We start from the raw sequence: 23,932 nt of genomic DNA on the forward strand, positions 1-23,932 counted from the left end.
AAGCTTATGACACTCGACTTCCAGCCCCTGATTCCATGGCCTTTCATCGCCGTGCTGGCGCTCGCCGCAGTCCTGTTGTCGGTACTCGGCTTCTGGCGCGGTGTCCGCGGCGCTGCCTTCCGCACAGCCGCACTCGCAGCCTTGATCCTAGCCGTCGCCAATCCGGTATTCTTTCAGGAGGAACGCGAACCGCTCTCAACCATCGTCGGCGTCGTCATCGACCGCAGCCAGAGTCAGGACAACGCGGACCGCCGCGCCATGACCGATGAAGCGCTGGCGACCCTGAAGCAACGGCTGGCCAAATTCCCGCAGATCGAAGCGCGTATCGTCGAGGCCGCTGATGACGAGAACACCGAAACGCCCTCGACCAAACTGTTCACAGCCCTGCAGACGGCCCTTGCCGACGTGCCGCCTGCCCGCGTCGGGGGGGCAATCTTCATCACCGACGGTCAGATCCACGATGTTCCCGACATCAACCAGCCGCTTGGCTTTGATGCCCCGGTCCACGGCCTGATTACCGGCAAGCCGGATGAATTCGACCGGCGCGTCGAGATCGTCAGCGGCCCGCGCTTTGGCATTGTCGGCGAAGAGCAGAAGGTGACGTTCCGTATCGCCGATGACGGCGCAGCACCCGGCGGCACGGCGGAAGTGACGATCAGCCTCAATGGCAACGAGATCGCCACGGAAATGGCCGAGCCTGGCACCGATGTGCCTTTCGCTTTCACCGTGCCGCGTGGCGGCAACAATATCCTCGAGTTTTCCGTCGCCCCGGTCGCCGGTGAAGTGACGGAAGCCAACAATCGTGCGGTCCACGTCATCGACGGCATCCGTGAAAATCTGCGTGTGCTCTTAGTTTCCGGTGAACCGCATTCGGGCGAGCGGGCATGGCGCAATCTGCTGAAATCCGATGCCGCCGTCGATCTCGTCCACTTCACCATTTTACGGCCGCCGGAAAAACAGGACGGCACTCCGATCAACGAATTGTCGCTGATCGCGTTTCCGACCCGCGAACTGTTCGTCGACAAGATCAACGAATTCGATCTGATCATCTTCGATCGCTACCAGCATCGCGGCGTGCTGCCGATCCTCTACTATGACAACATCGCCCAATATGTTGAGAACGGCGGCGCCCTCCTGATTGCCGCTGGCCCTGAACACGCCGGCGATGACTCGATTGCGACGACGCCACTATCGACTGTGCTGCCCGCAAGTCCGACCGGCTTCATGAACGAGAAAGCCTTCTATCCGCGGCTGTCGGACGAGGGAAAGAAACATCCGGTTACCCGTGGCCTGGAAGGCGCCGACAGCGAGCCGCCGCATTGGGGCCGCTGGTTCCGTACGGTGGATGTCGACAAGCCGCTCGGTCAAACCGTCATGCAGGCGGCCGACGGCAAGCCGCTCCTGGTCCTGAACCGTGTTGGCAAGGGCCGTGTCGCCATGCTGCTCTCTGATCAGGGCTGGCTCTGGGCGCGCGGCTTCGAAGGCGGCGGCCCGAGTGTTTCGCTCTATCGCCGCACGGCTCATTGGCTGATGCAGGAACCGGCGTTGGAAGAAGAAGCGCTGACGGCGCATGCGAGCGGCCGCACCCTCGAAATCGCCCGCCAGACCATTGCCGGCGATCCGGGGCCGGCGACGCTGACCTACCCTTCCGGCAAGACCGAAGAGATTACGCTCAACGAAGGCGAACCCGGTCTCTACAAGGCCAGCGTCCGCACCGCTGAGACCGGTCTGTTCGAAGTCACCAACGGCGAACTCAATACGCTGGTGCATGTCGGCAGCGTCGATGCGCCGGAGTTCAAGGCGACGATTTCGACGACTGAAACGTTGGCCCCCTGGGCGGAAAAAACAAAGGGGCTGGTGCAGCGTCTTGCCAATGCCGAGGGGCCGGTCGATGTGCCGCAGATTCTGCCCGTCCGCGGCACCGTCCGCGTTGCCGATGCACAGCGGATGTCGCTGCGCATGACCGATGAGACCGTGCTGAAGGGCATCAATTCGCTGTCGCTGTTCGCCGGATTCCTCGGCTTGGCGGCTCTGCTGTTCGTCCTCTCGGCCACCTGGCATCGCGAGGGGCGGTGAATTTATTGGCGGTGCAGGCAATCCATCGTGGCCTATTCCTTCCCTGATGCAAGACAATTGCCGAATTATCGGCAACGGCCCCTCATCCGGCCTGTCGGCCACCTTCTCCCCGTGAACGGGGAGAAGGGACAAGCGGAAAACTCCATCATTCCCTCTCCCCGCTCGCGGGGAGAGGGTTAGGGTGAGGGGCGGAAGCGTCGATAGCGCTTGATGTTCTCCGATATCTCCCGACAGCGACGCCCCTTAAAGCCTCTTCCTAATCGGATCGAATTCCGCCCCCGGTTTACGCTTCACCGAGTCAGGCTTGCCCTGATCGATCGCTTCCCAGTACTTCCAGTTGACCTTCTGCGCGCCAAGCTCGTAATCCATGCCATCCCAGCTGTCCTCGCGAAAGCTGTAGAAGGCCCAGTGCAGCTTGTTGTCGTCGAGCGAGGTCAGGACATCCTCGAGATACGTCTTGCACCCTTCCCAGCGGCGCATGCAGCCGAACTCGCCTGCCACTATGCGGTTGCGCGGTACGTTGTGGCTGTCGGCCCAGTCGACAGGAAGCTTGAGATAGGCGGCGACCCGCTCGCGGTCCCAGGCTTCTTCCGTCTCGCCAAACGGCACCTTGCCCGGATAGGCATAGGGCTTGTCGCGCTTCATGTTCGGCGCGCTGGTGGCGGCGTAGGGCTCGTACATGTGGAAGCTATAGAGAACCTTGCCATCGGTGAGCGGCTTTGGCCAATAGCTGAACGCATCGGCTGCAGCATACCAGCCGGCATCCGCCATGATCGGGGTTGAGGGATCAACCTCGCGGATGGCTTTGATCATCGTCTCGTAAAAGGCCGGCAAGTCGCGGGCAGTCTCGGCCTGCTTCGCATACCAGGCCTTCATCGCGTCGGCACCGCCATGCTCGGCCACGCCATTGTTCTTTTCCGGCGCTGGTTCGTTGATGATGTTGTAGGCAGCCACGCCCGGGTGATCCTTGAGGGCCGTGGCGATGTCCTTCCAGAAGGCTGCGGATTGCGCCCACCAGGCCTTATCCTGCCATAAACGACCGTCAAACGTGTTCCCGTTGTTCTGCGCCCAGCGCATGCCCGGCAGCGACAAAGGCGTGATGACGATCCTCAGGCCCGCCTTGTCGGCGCGATCGAGTGTTGCCTTCAGCGTCGCAAGGTCCTTTGCCGGAATGCCCTCATACTTGTCGGCATCGCCAATCAGGAAGTCGCGTTTTTGAGGCTTCCATTTGTCATAGGACAGCCGCACCCAGGTGGCGCCATAGCCTTTCAGAGCATCGAAATAGGCCTGGTCCGGAGGCAGCCGGTTGAAGCTGTTGCCGCCATGCTGCGGTTTGTCCCAGAACTGGATGAGATCGGCAGAAGACGCCGAGGTGGCAAGAAGAAGCGAGGCGAAGACCGCGGGTAGCAGACGCATCAAAAATATCCCGGTTGCGATGGCCGGGATATTCGCAGTCACTATGGCGGAATTGGGAATGGGCAGCATTGTCCGCTGACAATCCCCTGCGGGGAAATCAGGCCCGCCAGTGAATGTCGCCCTTCAGGCCCTCATGAACGCCCTCGGTCATCGGCACGACCAGCACGCGGTTCGGATCGACCGGTCCCGGAAACGTCAGCGCGCCATAGGCGACCTTCTCGAAACCGAGCGGCTGGTAGTAGGGAGGATCGCCGACGAGGATGACACATTCCGAACCCTTGCGCCGCGCCGCCTCGACCGCAATACGGACCAGCTCGCGGCCGATACCCCGGTTCTTGTGCGACGGACGAACAGCCAAAGGACCCAGCAGATGGCCCTTGATCGAACCCGCCATCACCGGGGTCATCCGCACCGAGGCGATCGTCTCGCCATCGTCGGCGCAGACAAAAGACAGGGATAGATCATGCGGCCCCTGCTCGCGGATGCGGGCGGCAGCACGCGCAAACCGGCCAGGGCCAAATGCTTCTTCATTGATGATTTCGATGGCTGCGTCGTGGGAAGCGTCTTCAGTGAGATAGACGAGGTCGTGCTTTTTCATGAACATCGGGAAACCGGGCATACGAGACAAAAATATGATGGCTTCGCCCTCAAGGGCGTTTGCAGCATCAGCGTCGTCGTGGGCTTCCCGGGAAAAACATCAATCTTGATCCGTGTTCAGAAAAATTCTGTCTGGCCGGATAGCAGAAAAATGCGTCGTGTCAAAGCCTAAAACGCACTGTTCAGTTTTTACGGACTATATGAGCGGGTTTGATGCGCTATCTATGGATCATGAATTCACAGACAAGCGGCGATACAGCCGCCAGGAGATAGTCAATGGGCATGCTGATTGATGGCGTCTGGCAGGACGTCTGGTACGACACGAAGGAAACCAAGGGACATTTCAAGCGGGCGGCATCGCAGTTCCGCAACTGGATCACCGCCGACGGCTCGGCCGGTCCGACAGGCGAAGGTGGCTTCAAGGCCGAGGCTGGGCGTTACCATCTCTACGTTTCGCTCGCCTGTCCGTGGGCGCACCGCACGCTGATCTTCCGCAAGCTGAAGAAGCTCGAAGACCTGATCACTGTCTCGATCGTCGATCCGTTGATGTTGTCGAAGGGTTGGGAGTTCAAGAACGAGATCGGCGGCACCGTCGATCACCTGTTTGGCTCCGAAGCGCTCTGGCAGGTCTATGCCAAGGCAGATCCACATTACTCGGGCCGCGTTACCGTGCCGGTGCTGTGGGACAAGCAGCAGAACAAGATGGTTTCCAACGAATCCGCTGAAATCATCCGCATGTTCAACTCGGCCTTCGACGGATTGACGGGTTCGACCGAGGACTTCTATCCGCAGGATCTGCGCGGCGAGATCGACGCCCTCAACGAGCATATCTATGGCGCCGTCAACAACGGCGTCTACAAGGCGGGTTTCGCGACCTCACAGGATGCCTATGCGGAAAGTGTCACGACGGTATTCGAGGTGCTGGACGAACTGGAAGCGCGCCTGTCGATCCGGCGTTACCTGAGCGGTGCACGTATCACCGAGGCTGATTGGCGGCTGTTCACAACGCTGGTGCGCTTCGATCCGGTCTATGTCGGGCACTTCAAGTGCAACATCCGCCGCATCGCCGATTACCCCAACCTGCAAGGCTATCTGCAGGATCTCTATCAGGTGGCCGGTGTCGCCGAAACGGTCAACATGCGCCACATCAAGGAGCATTATTACCGCAGCCACACCATGATCAATCCGACCGGCATTGTGCCCGCTGGGCCAGTCCTTGCTCTTGACGCGCCACATGGCCGTGAAAAACTGGCTGCCTGATCTACCAGACTTCGGCTGGCGGAACACTGTCTAAGAGTTCCGCCAGACGCCTGCGCGTTGCAGGCGTCGTTGCCGCCGGCAGAGCATCCAGCGCGAAGAAGCCGCTCTCGACAATTTCCATGTCCGGCTTCTTCGGCGAAACCTGCCGGACATTGCGGCAGCGATAGAAGATCACATGGTCACGATTGCTAGTCTGCCGGTTGAAATAGACATGGAAGAGTTCAGGCGGGCCGCTCATTTCGAGATTTCCCTCCTCGCGCAATTCCTTGACCAGTGCCTGTAAGGCCGTCTCGCCCCGCTCGACACCGCCGCCAGGCATATGCCAGCCGGGCACATAGGAATGCCGGACCAGGAAAACCCGGCCTTCGGCATCGAAACAGGCAGCCCGCACGCCCATCGTCATGCCCCGCGCGACCGCAAAATAGCTGTGAGCCAGGCGGGTGATCAGCCTTGCTCTCCAACTGCGCATTTCCCGCGGCCTCGCGTTCATTCCGGTCCGGTTCCTTTCGAATTATCACGCCGAGGATAAAGCGTCTGGAATGATTCCCCTTTGCAGGAATATGCGCTAGGTACGAAGGATGTTCAAACTCGCCCATATTTCCGACATCCATCTCGGCCCCCTGCCGGACCTCTCGTACCGTGAACTTGCATCGAAACGCATTACCGGCTTCGTCAACTGGCATCGCAATCGACGCAACCACCTCGTCGGCAATACCCTCAACCTGTTGATGGACGAAATCGAGCGGATCGATCCGGATCATCTCGCGATAACAGGCGATCTCGTTAACCTCGCGTCCTCGCGTGAAATCGAGATCATGACCGGCTGGCTGAAAGAAGCTGGAGAACCCGAAAACATCTCGATCGTGCCGGGCAACCACGATGCCTATGTGCCGGGTGCCTATGAAAAAACGACCAGGGCCTGGTATCCCTATATGCGCGGCGAGCGCGGACCGGCGGAGTGGAACGAGGATTTTCACTGCTACCCGTACTTACGGGTTCGTGGTCCTGTGGCGCTGATCGGCTGCTCTACCGCCGTTGCCACCCCGCCCTTCGCAGCCAGCGGCTATTTCGGCAGCCGTCAGGCGCGCGAGACCGTCAATCTGTTGCGTGCAGCAGGCGAAGCCGGCCTGTTTCGCGTCGTAATGATCCATCATCCGCCGATCCGTGGCGCTACATCCCTGCACAAGCGCATGCTCGGCATTCGCCGCTTTGCCGCAACGATCACCGCCGGTGGCGCTGAACTGGTGCTGCACGGCCATACGCACCTGAACACGGTCTATTCGCTCAAGGGTCAGGTCAAACCGGTGCCGGTCGTTGGCATCGCGTCGGCTTCGCAAGGCCGCGGCGGCAAGAAGCCACCCGCCGGGTTCAACCTGTTTTCAATCTCCGGCAGCCCGGGACAATGGAACGTGATCCGCGAGCGGTTCGAACTGACGATGGACAGCCGCTCCGTCACGCTGGTCGAAACCACCCGGCTCTGATCGCCCTATCGTTACTCGCCACGCGGCGAAAAAAGACTATGCTCGCGAAATAATCGGCGCTCGTCATCCGTCCTACAGCACTGACCGTAAGAATGGGAATGCTGGCATCGGCAGATGTCGTGCGCAATCCGGCTTGCCGGTATCAGTTTCAGCCAGGGAGATGACCATGATCCATAGCAAGACTGCAATGATCGCCTTGTTCTCAGCCGCCTCCTTCTTCGCACTGGGCCAAGCGGCCTGGGCTGCAGGCGAGGATACGACCGCACCGCCGGAAAAGACCAAGACCTCCACCGAATGCAAGAATGGCAAGATCTGGGACAAGAACAAGAAAGAATGCGTCAATGCCAAGAAGAGCGGGCTTGACGACGATATCCTGTTCAAGGCGGCCCGCGAACTGGCCTATGCCGGCCAATACGAAAACTCGCTGAAGGTACTCGACGCTGTGAAAGACCAGAACAGCGCCCGCATCCTCAATTATCGCGGCTATTCCAACCGCAAGGCCGGACGCATGGAACTCGGTATGAGCTTCTACAAGCGCGCGCTGCAGGCCGATGAAAACTATATCCTTGCACGCTCCTACATGGGCCAGGCGCTGCTCGAACAGGGCAAGGTCGAGGAAGCCAAGGCACAGCTCATCGAGATCCGCGACCGCGGCGGTGAAAACAGCTGGGCCTACCGCGCCTTGCTCGAATCCCTCGGCGGCGTTCGCCACTACTGACAGCAATCAGGCCGGGCGATCCTAACGCATTGCCCGGCCTGATATTTGACGTTGAGAAACGTCCCCGAAGTGGCAAAATATGCCCTTCCAATACGCTGCCGACTTGCAGACCACGGGCCAAATGTTTCATATCAACCGGCGTGTATTTCGATCCGGGCGAATAAACTGTCGACCCGGAACGTTTTCTTTGGAAGAGCAATGCGTCCAGCGGCAGACTCGAACGAATTCAGACGGGACTTGGTCAGTGTTCTGCCCAAGTTGCGCCGTTTCGCGATGACACTGACGCGGAACGCCGCCGATGCCGATGACCTGGTCCAGGAGGTATGCGAGCGGGCAATCACCCGCAATCACCTCTGGAACGGTGAAGGTCGGCTCGAAAGCTGGATATACGCAATGACACGCAATCTATGGATCGATGAGATCAGAAAGCGCCGGGTGCGCACCGGCACTGGTACGGTCGACGCCACCGAGCAAGATGAGCTGTCGATCGAGGCATCTGGCGAAAAAGCTGTCTACGCCAATCAGCTGCAGAAAATGATCCTCTCCATGCCAGAAGGCTTGGCCAGCGTTTTCCTTTTGGTGAACATCGAAGGGCATAGCTACCGGGAAGCCGCCGATATCCTGAAGATACCGATCGGGACAGTAATGAGCAGGCTTTCGACCGCGCGCCTGCGCTTGGCCGCAATGATTACAGAGACGACGGAAAGGAGGGCCTGAGCGTTGCAAACCACCAAAGGGCTCCCGCTCGACGTTCGCCTGTCGGCCTATCTCGACGGCGAAGTCAATGAAGCGGAACGCAAGGAACTGGAACAGCTGGTGGCGCGCGATGACGAAGCCCGGCGAATGTTGGAGAGGCTGCGGGCCGGAAATGCCTTCGGCAACAAGGCGTTCGAGGAATTTCTTCACGATCCGGTGCCGCTGTCGCTGGTGCGCCGGATCAAGCAGGGCCCGGGTCTCAATCCGAAGACCGAGCGCGTCGTGACCGCAGCACCCCGTCAAACAAAGCAGCGCCTGTGGCCGCGCGCCCTCGCCGCCTCCCTGGTTTTGCTGCTTGTCGGCGGCTCGACCGGCTTCATCATCGGCAAGACCAGCCATGACGACGAGCAGCAGGTAAAAATGGCTGCCGCCCGCACATGGCTCGACGATATCGCCGACTACCACCGCATCTATTCGCGCCAGACGGCCGAACATCTTGTGGAGGTTCCGGCCTCCGCCGAAGGCAAGATCGAAGGCTGGCTGGCGTCGAACGTCGGCGTCAATTTTTCGCTGCCGGACCTGAGCAACAAAGGCCTGACATTTGAAGGCGCCCGCCTGCTGGTGGCCTCAGGCAAGCCGGTGGCGCAACTGATGTACAAGGATCAGGACGGCGACGTCTTTGCGATCTGTTTTCTGAAAAGCACACCGGGCAGCACCGACGGCAAGATGACCGAAAGCATGCGCGACGATATCGCGATGATTTCCTGGCAGAAGGCAGGCGCATCCTATGTCGTCGTTGGCCCATCGTCCGACGCCAACCTTCATCAATTGGCGACAGCGGTTTCGACCGCAATCTGAGTTTCGATATCACTGCAAAAGGGCCGCTTCCTTGACGAAAGCGGCCCTTTTGCTTGAATCGATCTTTTTAACAAACCGCGTAACAGGCTGTATTATTTAGCCTTCAGCTCCAAAACCCGGTTTGCTGCGGAGACAATGGCTTCGAGGGATGCCGCGACGATATTGGTATTGATGCCGACGCCGAACAGTTTTCCGCCCGGATATTCCACTTCAACATAGGCGATAGCAGCGGCATTCGAGCCGTGCTGTAGCGAATGCTCGGAATAATCGGCAACCGAGATATCGATACCGAGATAGATCGCCAATGCATTGATGAAGCCATCGATCGGACCGGTACCCTTGCCCTCGATGCGCTTGGTTTCGCCATTGTCAGTGATCTCGGCTGCAACGACGCGCACGCCCTTGTGCTCGCCGACCGGATAGGTGTGATGATCGACAAAGCGGATACGTGCGTCCGGCTGATCGACATAGCGCTCGATGAAACGGGCGTGGATCGCCTTGGACGGCAGTTCCTTGCCCTCTTCGTCGGTGATCCGCTGGATATCTTCGCGGAACTCGACCTGCAGGTTGCGCGGCAAGTTGATGCCGTAGTCCTGCTGCAGGATATAGGCGATGCCGCCCTTACCCGACTGCGAGTTGATACGGATGATCGCCTCGTAGGAACGGCCGACATCCTGCGGATCGATCGGCAGGTAAGGCACTTCCCAGAGCGGCTTGTTGGCAACCTTGATCGCCTTCATGCCCTTGTTGATCGCGTCCTGATGCGAACCGGAGAAGGCCGTGTAGACCAGTTCGCCAACGTAGGGATGGCGCTCGGGAATGACCATCTGGTTAGAATATTCGTAGACTTCCTTGATCCGCTCGATATCGGAGCAATCCAGCTCAGGATCGATCCCTTGCGTAAACATGTTCAACGCCAGGGTCACCACGTCGACATTGCCGGTGCGCTCGCCATTGCCGAACAACGTGCCTTCGACGCGGTCAGCACCGGCCATCAGACCGAGTTCCGTTGCCGCAATGCCCGTGCCGCGGTCGTTATGCGGGTGCAAGGAGATGATCAGGTTTTCGCGATTGTCGAGGTTGCGGCACATCCATTCGATCTGGTCGGCATAGACGTTCGGCGTCGCCATTTCGACGGTCGATGGCAGGTTGAGGATCAGCTTGTTGTCGGCCGTCGGCTTGATGATCTCGGCAACCGAGTTGCAGATTTCCAGCGCCACTTCCAATTCGGTGCCAGTAAAGCTCTCCGGCGAATATTCGAACCGGAAACCGCCACCGGCCTTGGCGGCCATGTCGGCAATCATCTTGGCGGCATCGGTGGCGATCTGCTTGATGCCCTTGACGTCCTTGGAAAACACCACGCGACGCTGCAACTCGCTGGTCGAGTTGTAGAAATGCACGATCGGCTTGGTGGCACCCTGCAGAGCTTCAAACGTCCGGGTGATCAGCTCAGGCCGGCACTGGACGAGAACCTGCAACGAAACGTCAGCAGGCACGTTGCCTTCCTCGACGCACCAGCGGGCAAAGTCGAAATCGGTCTGCGAGGCCGACGGGAAACCGATCTCGATTTCCTTGAAGCCCATATCGAGCAGCAGCTGGAACATGCGGGCCTTGCGGTCGTGGCCCATCGGGTCGACCAGAGACTGGTTGCCGTCGCGCAGGTCCACCGAACACCAGATCGGTGCTTTGGTGATGGTGTTGCCCGGCCATGTGCGGTCGGGAATATTGATCTGCGGATAGGGCTGATACTTGACCGCGGCTTCAGGCATGCCTTGCTTGACGGTGTGGGACTTCATGATCATTGCGGCTTCTCTTCACTCTGTGAGGCGCATAGCCCGCATGCAATAACCGATCGACGGTCGCATTGCGACGGCAAAATGCTGGCTCTCGGGTTCTTTTCGTATCTGGATTTCAGGAAAGGCAAGGAGCTGGGGCCGGTGGGCTTTCGGCCACCGGGCGCTCCTTCAAAGAACCCGGCAACCGCGTGTAAGGCCGAGAAGAAGAAGCGAGGTAAAGGCGCGCGAACGTTCCACGATGGCAACGTGCCCGCGGGAAACCTGTTCGACGATGATGGCGCCTGTCTTCAACATGAGGCTTGTATAGCGAGAGAAGTGCGCAAGGGCAAGCGCCGATCCCGCCACGCCCTGGCAATAAAAAAAACCCCACCGGGCGAACCAGCAGGGTTTCGATATTTCAGCGATCAGCAAGCCTCAGATATCGGCCTGCGACGATACGATGCGCGAAACGAGGCCGTAGGCCTTGGCTTCTTCGGCGGAGAGCCAGTAGTCACGGTCCGTGTCCTTGGCGATCTTTTCGACCGGCTGGCCGGTTGCCTCGGAGAAGATCTTGTTCAGGCGCTCGTTCATCTTGATGATTTCGCGGGCCTGGATTTCGATGTCGGACGCCATGCCGCGCGTGCCACCGGAGGGTTGATGAAGCAGGAAGCGGGTGTTTGGCAGGCAAATGCGCCGTTCCTTCGGAGCCGAGACGTAGATCAGTGCGCCGGCGGAAGCGACCCAGCCGGTTCCGATCATCCAGACCTTCGGCTTGATGAACTTGATCATGTCGTGGATCGAATCGCCGGATTCGACATGGCCGCCCGGGGAGCTGACGAAGATGCGGATATCGTCATCGCTGGCGGCGGCAAGAGCCACGAGCTGCGAGCAGACCTTCTGTGCCAGTTCCTGATTGATCGGGCCGTAGATGAAGATCGAGCGCGACTTGAAAAGATTCGCCTCAGTCTCTTTGCCCAATGACAATTCCTTTGTCTTGTCGTCGTCTTCTTCGTTCATCATGCGAACTCTCCCGCGAAATAAATTCAAATGTTCTGCCGCTGTCAGATAAGGCGACTCGACTGCGAAAACAATGCAACAAAAGCGGATACGGATGAAAGCCCAATCCGCAACACCCTGCGGCTATGGTAAAGACGCCACCTAAGGCAATTGCCGTATAGACAGCGACCCGCCGCCCCATAAGATGCGCAGGACAAGAATTTACATCCGGCGGGGTGTCTCCCACATCTTCGCCCTTCAGGGGGACACCAATGAAAAAACGCCTTCTTCTGGCCGCAGCAGGCTTTGCCGCCTCGACCGTGCCAGCCTTCGCCCATCTCGATCCAGCTGAACACGGATCACTGCTGGCGGGCTTTACCCATCCGCTATCCGGTATTGACCATATCCTGGTGATGATCGCCGTCGGCCTCTGGGCCGCTCAAATCGGTGGACGCGCTTTTTGGGTGGTGCCTTCCGCCTTCGTCGGCACCATGGCCTTCGGCTTTGCATTGGCGATGGCCGGTGTCCACCTGCCCTTCGTCGAGCCCGCCATTCTCGCCTCCGTCGTCGCGCTTGGCCTTCTGGTCGCCATGGCTGTGCGCATGGAAACCGTTGCAAGCGCTGCCGTCGTCGGCGTCTTCGCGCTGTTCCACGGCTATGCCCATGGCGGCGAACTGGGTGCGGCCGGCGCCCTGCCCTTCAGCGCCGGCTTTATCATTGCAACAGCACTGCTGCATGTCGCCGGCATCGGTCTTGGCCTCGGCATCGGCCGCCTGTCGTCCGGCCGGATCATTTCACGGATTCTCGGCGGCGTCACCGCCTTTGCCGGACTGGCACTGATCGTTAGCTGATCCTCATCGCATCAACGAAAAACGGCGGGCCAAAAGCCCGCCGTTTTTCGTTTCAGCCGCGGCCGCGATAGGGCTGAACGCCCTGATCCGGCAGCCACAGACCTTCCGGCGGCGCACCCGTCTGCCAGAAGACATCGATCGGGATACCGCCGCGCGGATACCAGTAGGCACCGATCCGCAGCCATTTCGGCGCCAGCAGATCGACCAGCCGCTTGGCGATATCGAGCGTGCAGTCCTCATGGAACGCACCATGATTGCGGAACGAATGCAGATAGAGTTTCAGCGATTTCGATTCGACCAGCCATCCATCCGGCACATAGTCGATGACGATATGGGCGAAATCCGGCTGGCCGGTCATCGGGCAAAGCGAGGTAAATTCCGGCGCCGTGAAGCGCACGACGAAATCCGTGCCGGCATGGCTGGTTGGCACGCGTTCAAGCACGGCCTCTTCCGGGTTTTGCGGCGAAGCCACGTTCTGCCCGAGTTGTGACAGACCGGAGACGTCTGTTTTTGTCATGATCTCAATCCTTCAATAACTTTGACGCGAATGCCATGGGCCTTTTCGCCCTCTGGCTCGACGTGGATGGCAATCTTGGCTCCGGCGTGAACCACACGGATGGCATCTTCAAGGCGGTCGCAGATGTCATGGGCCTCGCCCACCGGCATGGCCGCCGGAACCACCATGTGGAAATCGACGAAGATCACAGCCCCTGCTTCACGGGTCTTCAGGTCGTGTACGCCAAGCGAACCCGTTGCATTTGCGGCAATCGCCTTCTTGATCGCCTCTTCTTCCTCCACAGGAACGGCCTTGTCCATCAACCCGTTGATCGAACGGGCGATCACCTTCCAACCCTGATAGAGAATGTTGCAGGCGACGATCACCGCAAGCAGCGGGTCAAGCACCGCATAACCGGTGAGAATGGCCAGCACAAGACCGACCAATACGCCGATCGAGGTGACCACATCGGAGAGAATATGATGGCCATCCGCGGATAGCGCGGGAGAACGATAAGCGCGCCCCGCACGGATCAGCACATACGCCCAGATGGCATTGACAATGCCCGCCAACAGGTTGATCGCAAGGCCGAGCGCCGGTGCATCCGGCAGCTTCGGCGCCCAGATTGCCGGCAGGGCTTCGGAGACGATCAGAAGGGCTGCAACGACGATCAACACCCCCTCGATAACCGCTGAAAAATACTCCGCCTTGTGATGACCGAAAGGATGGCTGGCATCCGCAGGCTTGGCCGCATAGCCAATCACCGCGAAAGCAACGATGGCGGCAACGACGTTGACGATCGATTCCAGTCCATCGGAAAGCAGCGCCACCGAACCGGTAAACCACCAAGCGAGCATCTTCAGCCCCAGTACGGCAATGGAGATCGGGATGCTCCAGAAGGCGAGGCGCTGCACCGTTATTGTCTTTTGCCCTACCATCATCATCTCCTTGCATATGCGAATGAATTGCAGAAATCAGGGTCCTAGAACGCCAAAACCGCCGGAGCGCGAGGAGCGCTTCAGCGGTTTTGGATAGTCTGCATATGGATCAAGGCTACGGCTTTGTCAAAGCGTCCGTAGCGGGTCGGGCCCGGAATTTCCGTCTAAACTGACGAAACGCCTCTTATGCGGCCTTGATCTTCGCTCGCTTGGCCAGATGCGCCACCACGTTCTCGATCATCCGCATGCCGGCATCGCCACCCAGCGTCATGATCGATTCCGGGTGGAACTGCACGGCGGCAATCGGTTCCTTGGTATGTTCGATGCCCATGATCGTGCCGTCGTCGCTCTCGGCCGTGATCATGAAATCCCGTGGCAAGGTCGAGGGGTCGGCGAAGATCGAATGATAGCGGCCCACGGTGACTTCCTTGCCAAGACCGGAAAAGACGATGCCGGGCTCCAGCACGCGGATGCGCGAGGGCTTGCCGTGCATCGGCACGGCAAGCTGGCGCAGATCGCCGCCATAGGCTTCGGCCAGTGCCTGCAACCCGAGGCAGACGCCGAAGATCGGCAGATCATGGGCACGCGCCTTCTTGATCGTCGCCTTGCAATCGAAATCCTTTGGCGTACCGGGTCCCGGCGACAGGACGACGAGGTCAGGCTTGACCCGGCCGAAAATCTCGTCTGAGACCGGCGAACGTACCGTCGTCACCGTCGCGCCCGTCTGGCGGAAATAGTTGGCCAGCGTATGAACGAAGCTGTCCTCGTGATCGACGAGCAGAATCTTGACGCCGGTGCCAACCGGAGCGACATCGCGGCGAGCGCCGCGGCTGTTGGCGGATTTTGCGTCGCGGATCGCTGCGATCATGGCGGATGCCTTCAGTTCGGTTTCGGCTTCTTCTTCTTCCGGGTTGCTGTCATTGAGCAGCGTCGCACCGGCGCGCACCTCGGCAATGCCGTCCTTGATGCGGATCGTGCGCAGGGTCAGACCGGTATTCATGTCACCGTTGAAGCCGACCATACCGATGGCACCACCATACCAGAGCCGGGCGCTCTTTTCATGGCTTTCGATGAAGCGCATGGCCCACAGTTTCGGCGCACCGGTGACGGTGACGGCCCACGCATGCGACAGGAAGCCGTCAAAGGCGTCCATGTCATCACGCAGGCGCCCCTCGATGTGGTCAACTGTATGGATCAGACGCGAATACATCTCGATCTGGCGGCGGCCGATGACCTTGACGGAACCCGGTTCGCAGACGCGACTCTTGTCGTTGCGGTCGACATCCGAGCACATGGTCAGCTCGGATTCGTCCTTCTTGGAGTTCAAAAGCTTGAGGATCTGCTCGCTATCGGCGATCGGATCGTCGCCGCGCTTGATCGTGCCGGAAATCGGGCAGGTTTCGATGCGGCGACCGGAGACGCGCACGAACATTTCCGGTGAAGCGCCAACCAGATATTCCTGATTGCCGAGATTGATGAAGAAGGAATAGGGCGACGGATTGATCGCCTTCAGCCGGTTGGAAATTTCCGATGGCTTGCTTTCACAGCGTTCGTAGAATTTCTGGCCCGGAACCACCTCGAACAGATCGCCGCGGCGGAAGCTTTCCTTGGCCTTGGTGACGAGTTCGGCATATTCCCCAGGACGATGATCGCCATGCGGCGGGATGCTGTCGACGGTCTGGAACGGTTCCGGCGCAATATCGCCCGCCTTGCCTTCGGTCGTTTCGCCGTCCTTGGCGAAATCATAGCGGTCGATCCAGGCCTTGGCCGAATAGTGATCGACGACGAGGATTTCATCCGGCAGGAACAACACCATGTCGCGCTGGTCGTCAGGACGCTTCAGCTTCAGTTCGATCGCATCGAACTGAAAAGCCAGATCGTAGCCAAAGGCACCATAGAGGCCGAGATTGGCATCTTCCTGCGAAAAGAACAGGTTGGTGACCGCGCGCAGAACGGTAAACACCGTCGGCATCTTCGAGCGCTCTTCCTCGGTGAACACCCGGTCCGGCATGTTGACCGTGAGATCAAGACGGCGAGCCGTGGCAGAACCGAGCGTGATATCGGCGACATCGGCAAGATGCTTTGAGACCATCGCCAACAGCGCTTCGCCGCGCTCGTTATAGGCTTCGATCCACAGGGCGCGGCCGAACGAGGAAATGGCAAGCGGCGGATCGATGATCGCCGTGTCCCAACGGGTGTAGCGGCCCGGATATTCGTAGTTGGAGGAAAAGACCGCGCCCCGGCGTTCGTCGAGCCTGTCGACATAGCTGGAAATCGCTTCGCCATAAGGGGCCTCGCGCCGCCTTCGGGTGACGGAAATGCCGCCCTTGGTGGTATAGGCTTCCGCACCGTCTGCAAGAATAGTCGTCGCCATCTGTCGCTCCGTTCAGGCCCGTCATTCCTGCGGCCCGAATACAAAAAAGCCGCCTCGAAACTTCCGGGCGGCTTGTCGTCTCAATCACGCATGACTGGTCAAGGCCGCTTCAGCGAGCCCACCACCAGATTGCAATGTTGCGTGCGTTTGTCATGGCGGAATTGTTAGCGTGAGACAAAGGATTGTGCAAGCGGGCGTCGGCGGAAAAATGGAGATGCGATTTCCGCCGCGCCCTTCTGCATCTTATGCCGGAAGCCGGGTGGACATATGCGCCTGCACGCCCTTCGGATCAGCCGCAAACGCTGCCGCAACCGAACGGGTCAGTTCGCCCGGGAAAACCTCCTCGATGCCAGCCTCGACCGCATCGAGCGTTTCGCTGACGACATCCAACGGCTTCAGGCGGGGCTCCGGCAAACTGCGGCCCATATCGGTATCAACCTGCACCGGCATGGTGACGACAACTTGCGTTCCCTGGCCAAGCAGCTCCGCCCGGATCGAGCGGCTGGCCGCAAGACCTGCGGCCTTCGATGCCGAATAGGTGCCGGCCGATGGCAGCGTCACCAGAGACAGAAAGGACAGGACGTTCACGATGCTGCTTTGAGAAACCTTAGCAAGGATGGGCGCAAAAGCCTTCGACAGAGACAGCACGCCGAAATAGTTCACGTCCATTTCCTGCCGGGCGATCGAAATATCCGGCGCAGAAATAACCCCCTGCCCGCCGGCAAAGCCGGCATTGTTGATCAGCAAGGTCACATCGGACGCCGCCTTGGCGGCTTCAGCCACATCGGCAGGGTTGGTCACATCCAGTTTCAGCGGTACGAGACGCGCGGGATCAAGTGCAACGAGATCCGCAAGCGAAGCCGGATCGCGGGCGCCGAGATAGATTTTTCTGGCTCCGCGGCGCAGCAGTTCGGCAACGAATTCGCGGCCGATACCACGATTGGCACCGGTGACGAGAGCGACGGCATTTTCGATTTTCTGAGGCATCATTTCTTCCTTTGATATGTGCATATGCACTATATTGCTTACTAAAAAAGCCGGAGAAAGCCCGGCTTTGGGTTATCAGGCGGCCTTTCCGGACGGGATGGCGAGAAGCATCTCCCGCAGATTGTTAGCGCGCTCGGCTCCGACCAATTCCACATACTCCGCCTGCGCGGCATGCCAGCATTCGACGCCTTCCGACAGCTTCTGCTGCCCGCTGGCTGAGAGCGCCAGCAAGAGCTTGCGCGATCCTTTGCCTTCCGGTTCGCTGGTGACATAACCGTCGCGTTCCAGCGGCTTCAGGGCGCGCACCAATGTTGTGCGATCCATCACCATCGCTTCGGCCATCTCTGCCATTCCGGCCTTTCCCGCTTCGGCGATGTAGACCAGCAAAGAGAATTGTGCCGCCGTGATCCCTGCCCGTGCATAATGCCGCTCATAAAGCTGCGACACGAAACGGGCAGCCTGGCGAATGGCGAAACAGTTGCAGACGGTGATGGACGATTGTGTTTTCATGACGAAAACGTATATGTGCATATGCACTTTGTCAATAAAAAAGAAGGCGGCCTTTCAAGCCGCCTTCTTCATTCAGAGATTAGAACGTTGCCTTTGCCGTCAGCAGGAAGGTCCGTCCACGACCGGTGTCGACCGTGATGCTCGGCGAAGTGCTGAGAGCCGGCGTATATTCCTTGTCAAAGACGTTCAGCACACTGGCGGTTACCTCGAAACCGTTCTTGAACTTGTAGTTGGTGAAGATATCGACCAGCTCGTAGCCGTCCTGATAAGGTGATTGACCCGGAGCGACATTGACTTCGCCGATATAGCTTTCACTGACCGCATACAGGCGGCCGCCGACCGTCAGGCGATGATCTTCGAGGAAGCGCGCGCCAAGCGTCGCCGTGAAGATGTCATCCGGCAAATAGCTCTGCGCACCAAAACCGTTCACCTGGGAAGGCAGATCGGATTCCGTGTGGGTGTAGGAAACGTTGGCGAACACGAAACCGGCGTCATAGGCGCCTTCCAGTTCGATGCCCTGCACCTTGGTGGTCCCGGGAACATTGGCGAAATGTGTACCACCAATGAAGTTTGCAGTGATGTAATTGTCGACATCGTTATTGAAGTAGTCGGCCCTGAAGCGGAAACTGTCGCCGGCTGTCAACAGGTCGTCCACCTTGATATTGGCGCCGATTTCCCAGCCCTTGGAGATTTCCGGTTCAAGGAACGGATTGGGGAAGAAGAACTGTGGTGCGCCGCCGCCCGGATGCGTTCCACCGACGAAGGTCTCATTGACGGTCGGGCCACGCGAGGTCTCGGCGTATTTGACATAGGGCTGCAGCCAATCCACCGGATTGAGCGCGAAGGTGACGCTCGGATTAAGACGGCCTTCGGAACTGTCTACCGAGTAAGGGCCAGCCGGCATGCCGAGGGGATTGCCGGCGGAAACCTGGCCATTGCCCTTGAGATCGAAACGATCGTAACGCAGGCCCAGCGTCAGATCGGCCATGCCATAGGTCAGCTTGGTCGAGTTGAAGACACTCGTCGTCGAACTCTTGCCGCTGCCGTTGACACCGGAACTCGGCGCCAGCCTGCTGTTCACCACATCGTAATCGTCGGAGAAATATTCAACGCCATAGTTCGATGTGACGGCGACCGCGCCGAGATCGAAGTTAGACGTATTGGAGACGTCAAAGCCAAAACCCTTGTCGTCGACGACACGGCCGGCCGCCGAACCACCGCCTGGGATCATCGGGCTTTGGTCATATTTCATCTTGATGTCGTTGTAGTAAATGTTGGCGCGGAAATCGATCAGGTCGTTGCCGGGTGTATAGGCATAATTGGCGCTGTAGGTCTGCGCGTTGATTGTCTGGTCATAGGAATTGGCGATGAAATCATTGTTGTAGAGAATGCCGCTGAGCTTCAGCGAATGCTCGTCGTTCGGCGTGATCTCGGTTTTGAAAATACCGGAGATCAGGTCGGATTCAGTGTAGGGGACGACCTCACCATTGCCGTTCTTGTAATTGCCGGGATCCTTCTTGCTGATGCCGCCGAGGAAGGCAATGCTGTCATTGACCCGGTAGGCGCCGAGCGCCGATTCCGACCAGCCGGACCGGTTGCTGCCGAAGGACGCCGTGGCAAAGCCGCCGTAGTTTTTGCCATCCGTCAACAGGTCTTCGATGTTATAGGTGCGCATATTGGCAGCACCTGCCAAGGCCCCTGCCCCACCAACGCCGGACACTGCACCACGCGAAATATCGATACCGCTGATGAACGCTGGATCGATATAGGCAAAGCCCTGAGCCTCATGGCCTGTGAACCGGAAATTCTGGCGTACACCATCGATCATCATATTGACGCGGCCGGATCCTTCGAGACCGCGAATATTGACGGCGAGACCCGGGTTCTGCGGGTTGTCACGGGTAAAAGTCCCCGGCGTTGCACGCAGGGCATCGTCGATGTTCCTGTTGCCGAACTGCTCGACTTCATCGGCAGTGATGGTGCTGGTGGCAGCCGGTGTCGAATAGGGGTCACGGCCCGTTTTGCCGCCCGTCGCGGTGATGGTCTTCAGATAAGTCGCCTCACCGGCCGGTGCGGTTTCCTCCGCCTTCTTCTTCAGCGCGGCCAACTCCTCTGGAGTTTGCGCCAAGACGTGGCCTGCAGGAGAAAGCGTCAAAAACGCCGCGCATGCCAAAAGAGCCGCGCAGTGATGCCGGGTAATCATGAATCAATCCTTTGATAAAGTCACCGGGCTGGCTGCTGAGGCATTCGCTCAAGGGGCTGGCTGGGTATGGCGTCGAAGCATTTGGGAGCAGTTGTAATGGGCTGCTTGTATGCATCGGTTAAAAAACATGACACTTATTGTCAACAAATAATTGTCTTACTTTTGTCAGATTCTGACTTGCCCACGATTATGTGTTTCGATTTGGCAACGATCCGGTCCCTGGGGCTTCCATGCAACCCTTTTGCAGCCGAATGCGTTGTGAATTCGAACCCCTGCCGTCCCGGCAGAACCGGAGACCGTCAATGCCTCTTCGTTTCCTCGCCCCTCTCCTCTCCGCCGTCCTGCTGGCAAGCGCCGGTCTTCCTGAAAAAGGTCCGCTCCCAGAGGAAAAACCAGCAGCGACTGAAACTAAACAAGGCGGGAAGGTTGTGATACCGCAGGAAAAACCCGAAGCGAAATCCGAGGTGACCCCAGAGGTCAAACCGGAGAAAAAACCGCAGGCAAAGATTGATGAAAAGGCGCCAGCCGGTGAGGAAATTCCTGCAGACATAAAGCCTGAAACCGTTCAACCGCAGGTGAAACCGGCGCCGGAACCCGTTCTGACCATCAAGCCCGAGGACGACAAGGAATATGCCACCTGCCTTGCCGACCTGAAGGCCATTGGCGCCGTCTTCAAGGAAGAACCGCGAATAGACGATGGCAAGGGGTGCGGTATCGACAAGCCATTGACGCTATCGGCCGTACTGCCGGGCATTACGTTGAAACCGGAAGGCAAGATGCGCTGTGAAACGGCGCTGGAACTGGCGCGATGGACCAAGGACGCAGTCTTGCCCGCAGCCAGGGTTGCACTCGAAAGCGAGGGAGAGCTGACCACCATCAACCAAGCCTCGAGCTATATCTGCCGCCTGCGCAACAATGCGGCGACCGGAAAGATTTCCGAACATGCACGCGGCAACGCCATCGACATCGCCTCCTTCACGTTCAAAAACGGAAAATCGATCGAGATCCAGCCGCGTGACGAAGATTCGACATTGGCCGGCGCCTTCCAGCGGGCGGTGACGGCAACCGGCTGCCTCTATTTCGAAACCGTGCTCGACCCAGGCAGCGACGAAGCCCACGAAAACCACCTACATTTCGACGTGATCGAGCGCAAGGGCGGGTACCGTTACTGCCGTTAAGCGCACCCTTCAAAATTGGCCGGAGATCAGCAATGCAGCATCTTGCCCAAGGCTTCGTCCCGCCCCATCTGCTCAGGATATCCGGACCATCAACGGCACCCGTTCAAAGGATTTCTCATGTCCGTTTCCATGTTCAAATTGTCCGTCCCCGTCTTCATTCGCGGGCTTAACGTTCTCGCCGGCCTGCTCGACAAGGCCGAATCCTACGCCGCCGAGAAAAAGATGCCGCTGGACAACCTGTTCAACGCCCGCCTCGCGCCGGACATGCTACCGCTTTCCGCCCAGATCCAGCGTGTCAGCGATACGTCGAAAAATACCATCGGCCGCCTGATTGGCGTGGCAGCGCCCAGTTTCCCAGATAACGAGACAAATTTCGGCGAACTTCGCGAACGCATCGCCAAGACGATCGCCTACCTGGAAACAGTAAAGCCGTCGGATCTCGAGGCCAGCGATACCAGGGAAATCACTGTCACGTTCGGCAAGCTCAGCTTCACGTTTCCCGGTGACGACTATGTGCTGAAATTCGCCCTGCCGAATTTCTTTTTCCATGTCACGACAGCCCACGACATCCTCCGCAACCAGGGCGTGGCCGTCGGCAAGGTCGATTTTCTCGGCCCTTACAGCTGACCAGAGAATGGCCTGGCGGATCGCTGCAGGGAGCAACGGTCCGCCGGATTTTCGCTAGAAAAGCCCCTCGATATAGCCGTCTTCATTGAGAAAGATTTTCTCTGAAGAAGGCACTCTCGGCAGGCCTGGCATGGTCATGATCTCGCCAGTGATGACAACGATGAAACCCGCACCTGCGGACAACCGGACCTCGCGGATGGGGACGGTATGGCCGGTCGGCGCGCCACGCAGGTTCGGGTCTGTCGAGAACGAATACTGGGTCTTGGCCATGCAGACCGGCAGGTGGCCGTAGCCCTGCTCTTCCCAGGTTCGCAATTGGTCGCGCACCGATTTGTCGGCGATGACGGCATCGGCGTGATAGATATCCTTGGCAATCGTCTCGATCTTCTTGAACAGCGACATATCATCGGGATAGAGCGGCGAGAACTGCGAATGGCCGCTCTCGGCCAGCGCCACGACCCTGCGGGCCAGATCTTCGATGCCGGCAGAGCCCTCCGCCCAGTGCCTGCACAGAACCGCCTCGGCACCGAGCGTCGCGACATAGTCCTTGATCGCCTTGATCTCGGCCTCGGTATCCAGTGTGAAATGGTTGATCGCCACCACCACCGGAACGCCGAATTTCTTGACGTTCTGGATATGGCGGCCGAGATTGGAGCAGCCCTTCTTGACGGCCTCGACATTCTCCTGCCCGAGATCCTCCTTCTTGACGCCGCCATTCATCTTCATTGCGCGGGCCGTTGCAACAATCACCGCAGCATCCGGCTTCAACCCTGCCTTGCGGCACTTGATGTCGAAGAATTTTTCGGCCCCGAGGTCAGCGCCGAACCCGGCTTCGGTGACGACATAATCGGCAAGCTTCAGCGCCGTCGTCGTCGCCACCACCGAGTTGCAGCCATGGGCGATATTGGCGAACGGGCCGCCATGGACAAAGGCCGGGTTGTTTTCCAGCGTCTGGACGATGTTCGGCTGCATCGCATCCTTGAGCAACACGGTCATTGCCCCATCCGCCTTGATATCGCGGGCAAAGACCGGCGTCTTGTCGCGCCTATAGGCGATGATGATGTCGCCAAGGCGTTTTTCAAGGTCCTTGAGATCGGTGGCAAGACACAGGATCGCCATGACTTCCGAGGCAACGGTGATGTCGAAGCCGGTCTCACGTGGAAAGCCGTTGGCAACGCCGCCAAGCGAACCAACGATATGGCGAAGGCCACGGTCGTTCATGTCCATCACGCGGCGCCAGGCAACACGGCGGATATCGATATTCTGCTCGTTGCCCCAGTAGATATGGTTATCAATCAACGCCGACAGAAGATTGTGGGCCGACGTGATGGCGTGGAAGTCGCCTGTGAAATGCAGGTTGATGTCCTCCATCGGCACCACCTGCGCATAGCCGCCGCCGGCAGCTCCACCTTTGACCCCGAAACACGGACCAAGCGATGCTTCGCGGATACAGACGACCGCCTTCTTGCCGATACGGTTGAGGCCGTCACCAAGGCCAACCGTGGTGGTGGTCTTGCCCTCACCAGCCGGCGTTGGATTAATCGCCGTCACCAGGATCAGCCGGCCATCCGGGCGGCCTTTCTGCTGCGCAATGAACTCGGCGCCGATCTTTGCCTTGTCGTGGCCGTAAGGAAGCAGATGTTCGGGTGGAATTCCAAGCTTGGCGCCGATTTCGAGGATCGGTTTTTTCGTCGCTGCGCGGGCAATTTCGATATCAGACTTCACATCGGCCATATGGTGTCTCTCCCGTTCCACCTTTTTCTTGGTCTGAGAGCATATGAGCGTGAACCGAAGGCGCTTTCCATCATTTTGTTGAGAAATGGCGGCGAAAAACGCAAAATCTGGCGATTTTCTGAAAGAACAAACGAAAAAGACGGAGGAACAGCGTTCCTCCG

The 23,932-nt window shown here is 58.9% G+C and carries 22 protein-coding genes; 9 read left to right on the top strand and 13 right to left on the bottom strand.

What is annotated here, in order from left to right:
* The first annotated feature begins 6 nt into the window (after window positions 1–6).
* Entirely contained in the window at window positions 7–2,076 is a 2,070-nt protein-coding gene (locus ASC96_RS24865; RefSeq protein ID WP_060505760.1) for a hypothetical protein, read from the top strand.
* 243 nt (window positions 2,077–2,319) lie between these two features.
* Here the strand turns inward: ASC96_RS24865 and ASC96_RS24870 are convergent, their stop codons facing one another.
* Both ASC96_RS24870 and ASC96_RS24875 read right to left on the bottom strand, forming a co-directional pair.
* Complete coding sequence (locus ASC96_RS24870) at window positions 2,320–3,492, bottom strand: cellulase family glycosylhydrolase (protein WP_060506057.1); 1,173 nt, start codon at window positions 3,490–3,492, stop codon at window positions 2,320–2,322.
* A gap of 97 nt (window positions 3,493–3,589) precedes the next feature.
* Complete coding sequence (locus tag ASC96_RS24875) at window positions 3,590–4,090, bottom strand: N-acetyltransferase (protein ID WP_060506058.1); 501 nt, start codon at window positions 4,088–4,090, stop codon at window positions 3,590–3,592.
* 275 nt (window positions 4,091–4,365) lie between these two features.
* On the opposite strand from ASC96_RS24875, the gene ASC96_RS24880 reads away from it, so the two are divergent.
* On the top strand, window positions 4,366–5,349 hold the full coding sequence (locus ASC96_RS24880; protein WP_060505761.1) for a glutathione S-transferase family protein: 984 nt from the start codon (window positions 4,366–4,368) through the stop codon (window positions 5,347–5,349).
* A gap of 1 nt (window position 5,350) precedes the next feature.
* Here the strand turns inward: ASC96_RS24880 and ASC96_RS24885 are convergent, their stop codons facing one another.
* Complete coding sequence (locus ASC96_RS24885) at window positions 5,351–5,839, bottom strand: NUDIX domain-containing protein (protein ID WP_060505762.1); 489 nt, start codon at window positions 5,837–5,839, stop codon at window positions 5,351–5,353.
* Window positions 5,840–5,927: 88 nt separating this feature from the next.
* Between ASC96_RS24885 and ASC96_RS24890 the strand changes: the two genes are divergently transcribed.
* The 4 genes from ASC96_RS24890 to ASC96_RS24905 all read left to right on the top strand — a co-directional run bounded on the left by ASC96_RS24890 (window position 5,928) and on the right by ASC96_RS24905 (window position 9,102).
* Entirely contained in the window at window positions 5,928–6,830 is a 903-nt protein-coding gene (locus ASC96_RS24890; protein WP_060505763.1) for a metallophosphoesterase, read from the top strand.
* 166 nt (window positions 6,831–6,996) lie between these two features.
* Entirely contained in the window at window positions 6,997–7,548 is a 552-nt protein-coding gene (locus ASC96_RS24895; protein ID WP_060505764.1) for a tetratricopeptide repeat protein, read from the top strand.
* 198 nt (window positions 7,549–7,746) lie between these two features.
* Window positions 7,747–8,265 carry an RNA polymerase sigma factor gene (locus tag ASC96_RS24900; RefSeq protein ID WP_060505765.1) on the top strand — a complete coding sequence of 173 codons (519 nt, stop codon included), beginning with the start codon at window positions 7,747–7,749 and terminating at the stop codon, window positions 8,263–8,265.
* 3 nt (window positions 8,266–8,268) lie between these two features.
* Window positions 8,269–9,102: an anti-sigma factor gene (locus ASC96_RS24905; protein ID WP_060505766.1), complete on the top strand. Its 834-nt coding sequence runs from the start codon at window positions 8,269–8,271 to the stop codon at window positions 9,100–9,102.
* A gap of 92 nt (window positions 9,103–9,194) precedes the next feature.
* On the opposite strand, the gene leuA is transcribed toward ASC96_RS24905, so the two are convergent.
* The gene (gene leuA, locus ASC96_RS24910) at window positions 9,195–10,904 is read right to left on the bottom strand and encodes a 2-isopropylmalate synthase (protein WP_060505767.1); all 1,710 of its coding nucleotides are present in this window, start codon (window positions 10,902–10,904) and stop codon (window positions 9,195–9,197) included.
* Window positions 10,905–11,312: 408 nt separating this feature from the next.
* On the bottom strand, window positions 11,313–11,894 hold the full coding sequence (locus tag ASC96_RS24920; protein WP_037099456.1) for an ATP-dependent Clp protease proteolytic subunit: 582 nt from the start codon (window positions 11,892–11,894) through the stop codon (window positions 11,313–11,315).
* Between the two features lie 251 nt (window positions 11,895–12,145).
* On the opposite strand from ASC96_RS24920, the gene ASC96_RS24925 reads away from it, so the two are divergent.
* Window positions 12,146–12,724, top strand: a complete 579-nt coding sequence (locus ASC96_RS24925; RefSeq protein WP_060505769.1) for a HupE/UreJ family protein — start codon at window positions 12,146–12,148, stop codon at window positions 12,722–12,724.
* A gap of 52 nt (window positions 12,725–12,776) precedes the next feature.
* Here the strand turns inward: ASC96_RS24925 and queF are convergent, their stop codons facing one another.
* The 7 genes from queF to ASC96_RS24955 form a co-directional block, all read right to left on the bottom strand.
* Window positions 12,777–13,241 (bottom strand): preQ(1) synthase, encoded by a 465-nt coding sequence (gene queF, locus ASC96_RS24930; protein WP_060505770.1) that lies wholly within the window; start codon window positions 13,239–13,241, stop codon window positions 12,777–12,779.
* The gene (locus ASC96_RS24935) at window positions 13,238–14,158 is read right to left on the bottom strand and encodes a cation diffusion facilitator family transporter (RefSeq protein WP_060505771.1); all 921 of its coding nucleotides are present in this window, start codon (window positions 14,156–14,158) and stop codon (window positions 13,238–13,240) included. Before ASC96_RS24935 ends, queF begins: the two co-directional genes overlap by 4 nt.
* A gap of 184 nt (window positions 14,159–14,342) precedes the next feature.
* The gene (locus tag ASC96_RS24940) at window positions 14,343–16,532 is read right to left on the bottom strand and encodes an anthranilate synthase (RefSeq protein ID WP_060505772.1); all 2,190 of its coding nucleotides are present in this window, start codon (window positions 16,530–16,532) and stop codon (window positions 14,343–14,345) included.
* 109 nt (window positions 16,533–16,641) lie between these two features.
* Window positions 16,642–16,686: a trpE operon leader peptide TrpLE gene (trpLE, locus tag ASC96_RS33480; RefSeq protein ID WP_197065633.1), complete on the bottom strand. Its 45-nt coding sequence runs from the start codon at window positions 16,684–16,686 to the stop codon at window positions 16,642–16,644.
* An 89-nt stretch (window positions 16,687–16,775) separates the two neighbouring features.
* A complete protein-coding gene (locus tag ASC96_RS24945) occupies window positions 16,776–17,519 on the bottom strand; it encodes an SDR family NAD(P)-dependent oxidoreductase (protein WP_060505773.1) in 744 nt (247 codons plus the stop codon).
* Window positions 17,520–17,594: 75 nt separating this feature from the next.
* Window positions 17,595–18,029, bottom strand: a complete 435-nt coding sequence (locus ASC96_RS24950) for a MarR family winged helix-turn-helix transcriptional regulator (RefSeq protein WP_060506059.1) — start codon at window positions 18,027–18,029, stop codon at window positions 17,595–17,597.
* Window positions 18,030–18,108: 79 nt separating this feature from the next.
* On the bottom strand, window positions 18,109–20,157 hold the full coding sequence (locus ASC96_RS24955; protein ID WP_244482309.1) for a TonB-dependent receptor: 2,049 nt from the start codon (window positions 20,155–20,157) through the stop codon (window positions 18,109–18,111).
* 377 nt (window positions 20,158–20,534) lie between these two features.
* Here ASC96_RS24955 and ASC96_RS24960 point away from each other — a divergent pair, with 377 nt between their 5' ends.
* Both ASC96_RS24960 and ASC96_RS24965 read left to right on the top strand, forming a co-directional pair.
* Window positions 20,535–21,410 (top strand): extensin family protein, encoded by an 876-nt coding sequence (locus ASC96_RS24960; RefSeq protein WP_060505775.1) that lies wholly within the window; start codon window positions 20,535–20,537, stop codon window positions 21,408–21,410.
* A 117-nt stretch (window positions 21,411–21,527) separates the two neighbouring features.
* Window positions 21,528–22,037, top strand: a complete 510-nt coding sequence (locus ASC96_RS24965) for a DUF1993 domain-containing protein (RefSeq protein ID WP_060505776.1) — start codon at window positions 21,528–21,530, stop codon at window positions 22,035–22,037.
* 54 nt (window positions 22,038–22,091) lie between these two features.
* On the opposite strand, the gene ASC96_RS24970 is transcribed toward ASC96_RS24965, so the two are convergent.
* Window positions 22,092–23,771, bottom strand: coding sequence for a formate--tetrahydrofolate ligase (locus tag ASC96_RS24970; RefSeq protein WP_060505777.1), 1,680 nt, complete (start codon window positions 23,769–23,771; stop codon window positions 22,092–22,094).
* Window positions 23,772–23,932: the final 161 nt, after the last annotated feature.

It is taken from the genome of Rhizobium sp. Root1204 (assembly GCF_001424965.1).
Taxonomy (GTDB): domain Bacteria; phylum Pseudomonadota; class Alphaproteobacteria; order Rhizobiales; family Rhizobiaceae; genus Pararhizobium.

Excerpts from the sequence above, each read along its gene's own strand:
- ASC96_RS24865 (WP_060505760.1), top strand. The coding sequence starts at position 7 with ATGACACTCGACTTCCAGCCCCTGATTCCATGGCCTTTCATCGCCGTG.
- ASC96_RS24870 (WP_060506057.1), bottom strand. The coding sequence starts at position 3,492 with ATGCGTCTGCTACCCGCGGTCTTCGCCTCGCTTCTTCTTGCCACCTCG.
- ASC96_RS24875 (WP_060506058.1), bottom strand. The coding sequence starts at position 4,090 with ATGAAAAAGCACGACCTCGTCTATCTCACTGAAGACGCTTCCCACGAC.
- ASC96_RS24880 (WP_060505761.1), top strand. The coding sequence starts at position 4,366 with ATGGGCATGCTGATTGATGGCGTCTGGCAGGACGTCTGGTACGACACG.
- ASC96_RS24885 (WP_060505762.1), bottom strand. The coding sequence starts at position 5,839 with ATGAACGCGAGGCCGCGGGAAATGCGCAGTTGGAGAGCAAGGCTGATC.
- ASC96_RS24890 (WP_060505763.1), top strand. The coding sequence starts at position 5,928 with ATGTTCAAACTCGCCCATATTTCCGACATCCATCTCGGCCCCCTGCCG.
- ASC96_RS24895 (WP_060505764.1), top strand. The coding sequence starts at position 6,997 with ATGATCCATAGCAAGACTGCAATGATCGCCTTGTTCTCAGCCGCCTCC.
- ASC96_RS24900 (WP_060505765.1), top strand. The coding sequence starts at position 7,747 with ATGCGTCCAGCGGCAGACTCGAACGAATTCAGACGGGACTTGGTCAGT.
- leuA (WP_060505767.1), bottom strand. The coding sequence starts at position 10,904 with ATGATCATGAAGTCCCACACCGTCAAGCAAGGCATGCCTGAAGCCGCG.
- ASC96_RS24920 (WP_037099456.1), bottom strand. The coding sequence starts at position 11,894 with ATGAACGAAGAAGACGACGACAAGACAAAGGAATTGTCATTGGGCAAA.
- ASC96_RS24925 (WP_060505769.1), top strand. The coding sequence starts at position 12,146 with ATGAAAAAACGCCTTCTTCTGGCCGCAGCAGGCTTTGCCGCCTCGACC.
- queF (WP_060505770.1), bottom strand. The coding sequence starts at position 13,241 with ATGACAAAAACAGACGTCTCCGGTCTGTCACAACTCGGGCAGAACGTG.
- ASC96_RS24935 (WP_060505771.1), bottom strand. The coding sequence starts at position 14,158 with ATGGTAGGGCAAAAGACAATAACGGTGCAGCGCCTCGCCTTCTGGAGC.
- ASC96_RS24940 (WP_060505772.1), bottom strand. The coding sequence starts at position 16,532 with ATGGCGACGACTATTCTTGCAGACGGTGCGGAAGCCTATACCACCAAG.
- ASC96_RS24945 (WP_060505773.1), bottom strand. The coding sequence starts at position 17,519 with ATGCCTCAGAAAATCGAAAATGCCGTCGCTCTCGTCACCGGTGCCAAT.
- ASC96_RS24950 (WP_060506059.1), bottom strand. The coding sequence starts at position 18,029 with ATGAAAACACAATCGTCCATCACCGTCTGCAACTGTTTCGCCATTCGC.
- ASC96_RS24960 (WP_060505775.1), top strand. The coding sequence starts at position 20,535 with ATGCCTCTTCGTTTCCTCGCCCCTCTCCTCTCCGCCGTCCTGCTGGCA.
- ASC96_RS24965 (WP_060505776.1), top strand. The coding sequence starts at position 21,528 with ATGTCCGTTTCCATGTTCAAATTGTCCGTCCCCGTCTTCATTCGCGGG.
- ASC96_RS24970 (WP_060505777.1), bottom strand. The coding sequence starts at position 23,771 with ATGGCCGATGTGAAGTCTGATATCGAAATTGCCCGCGCAGCGACGAAA.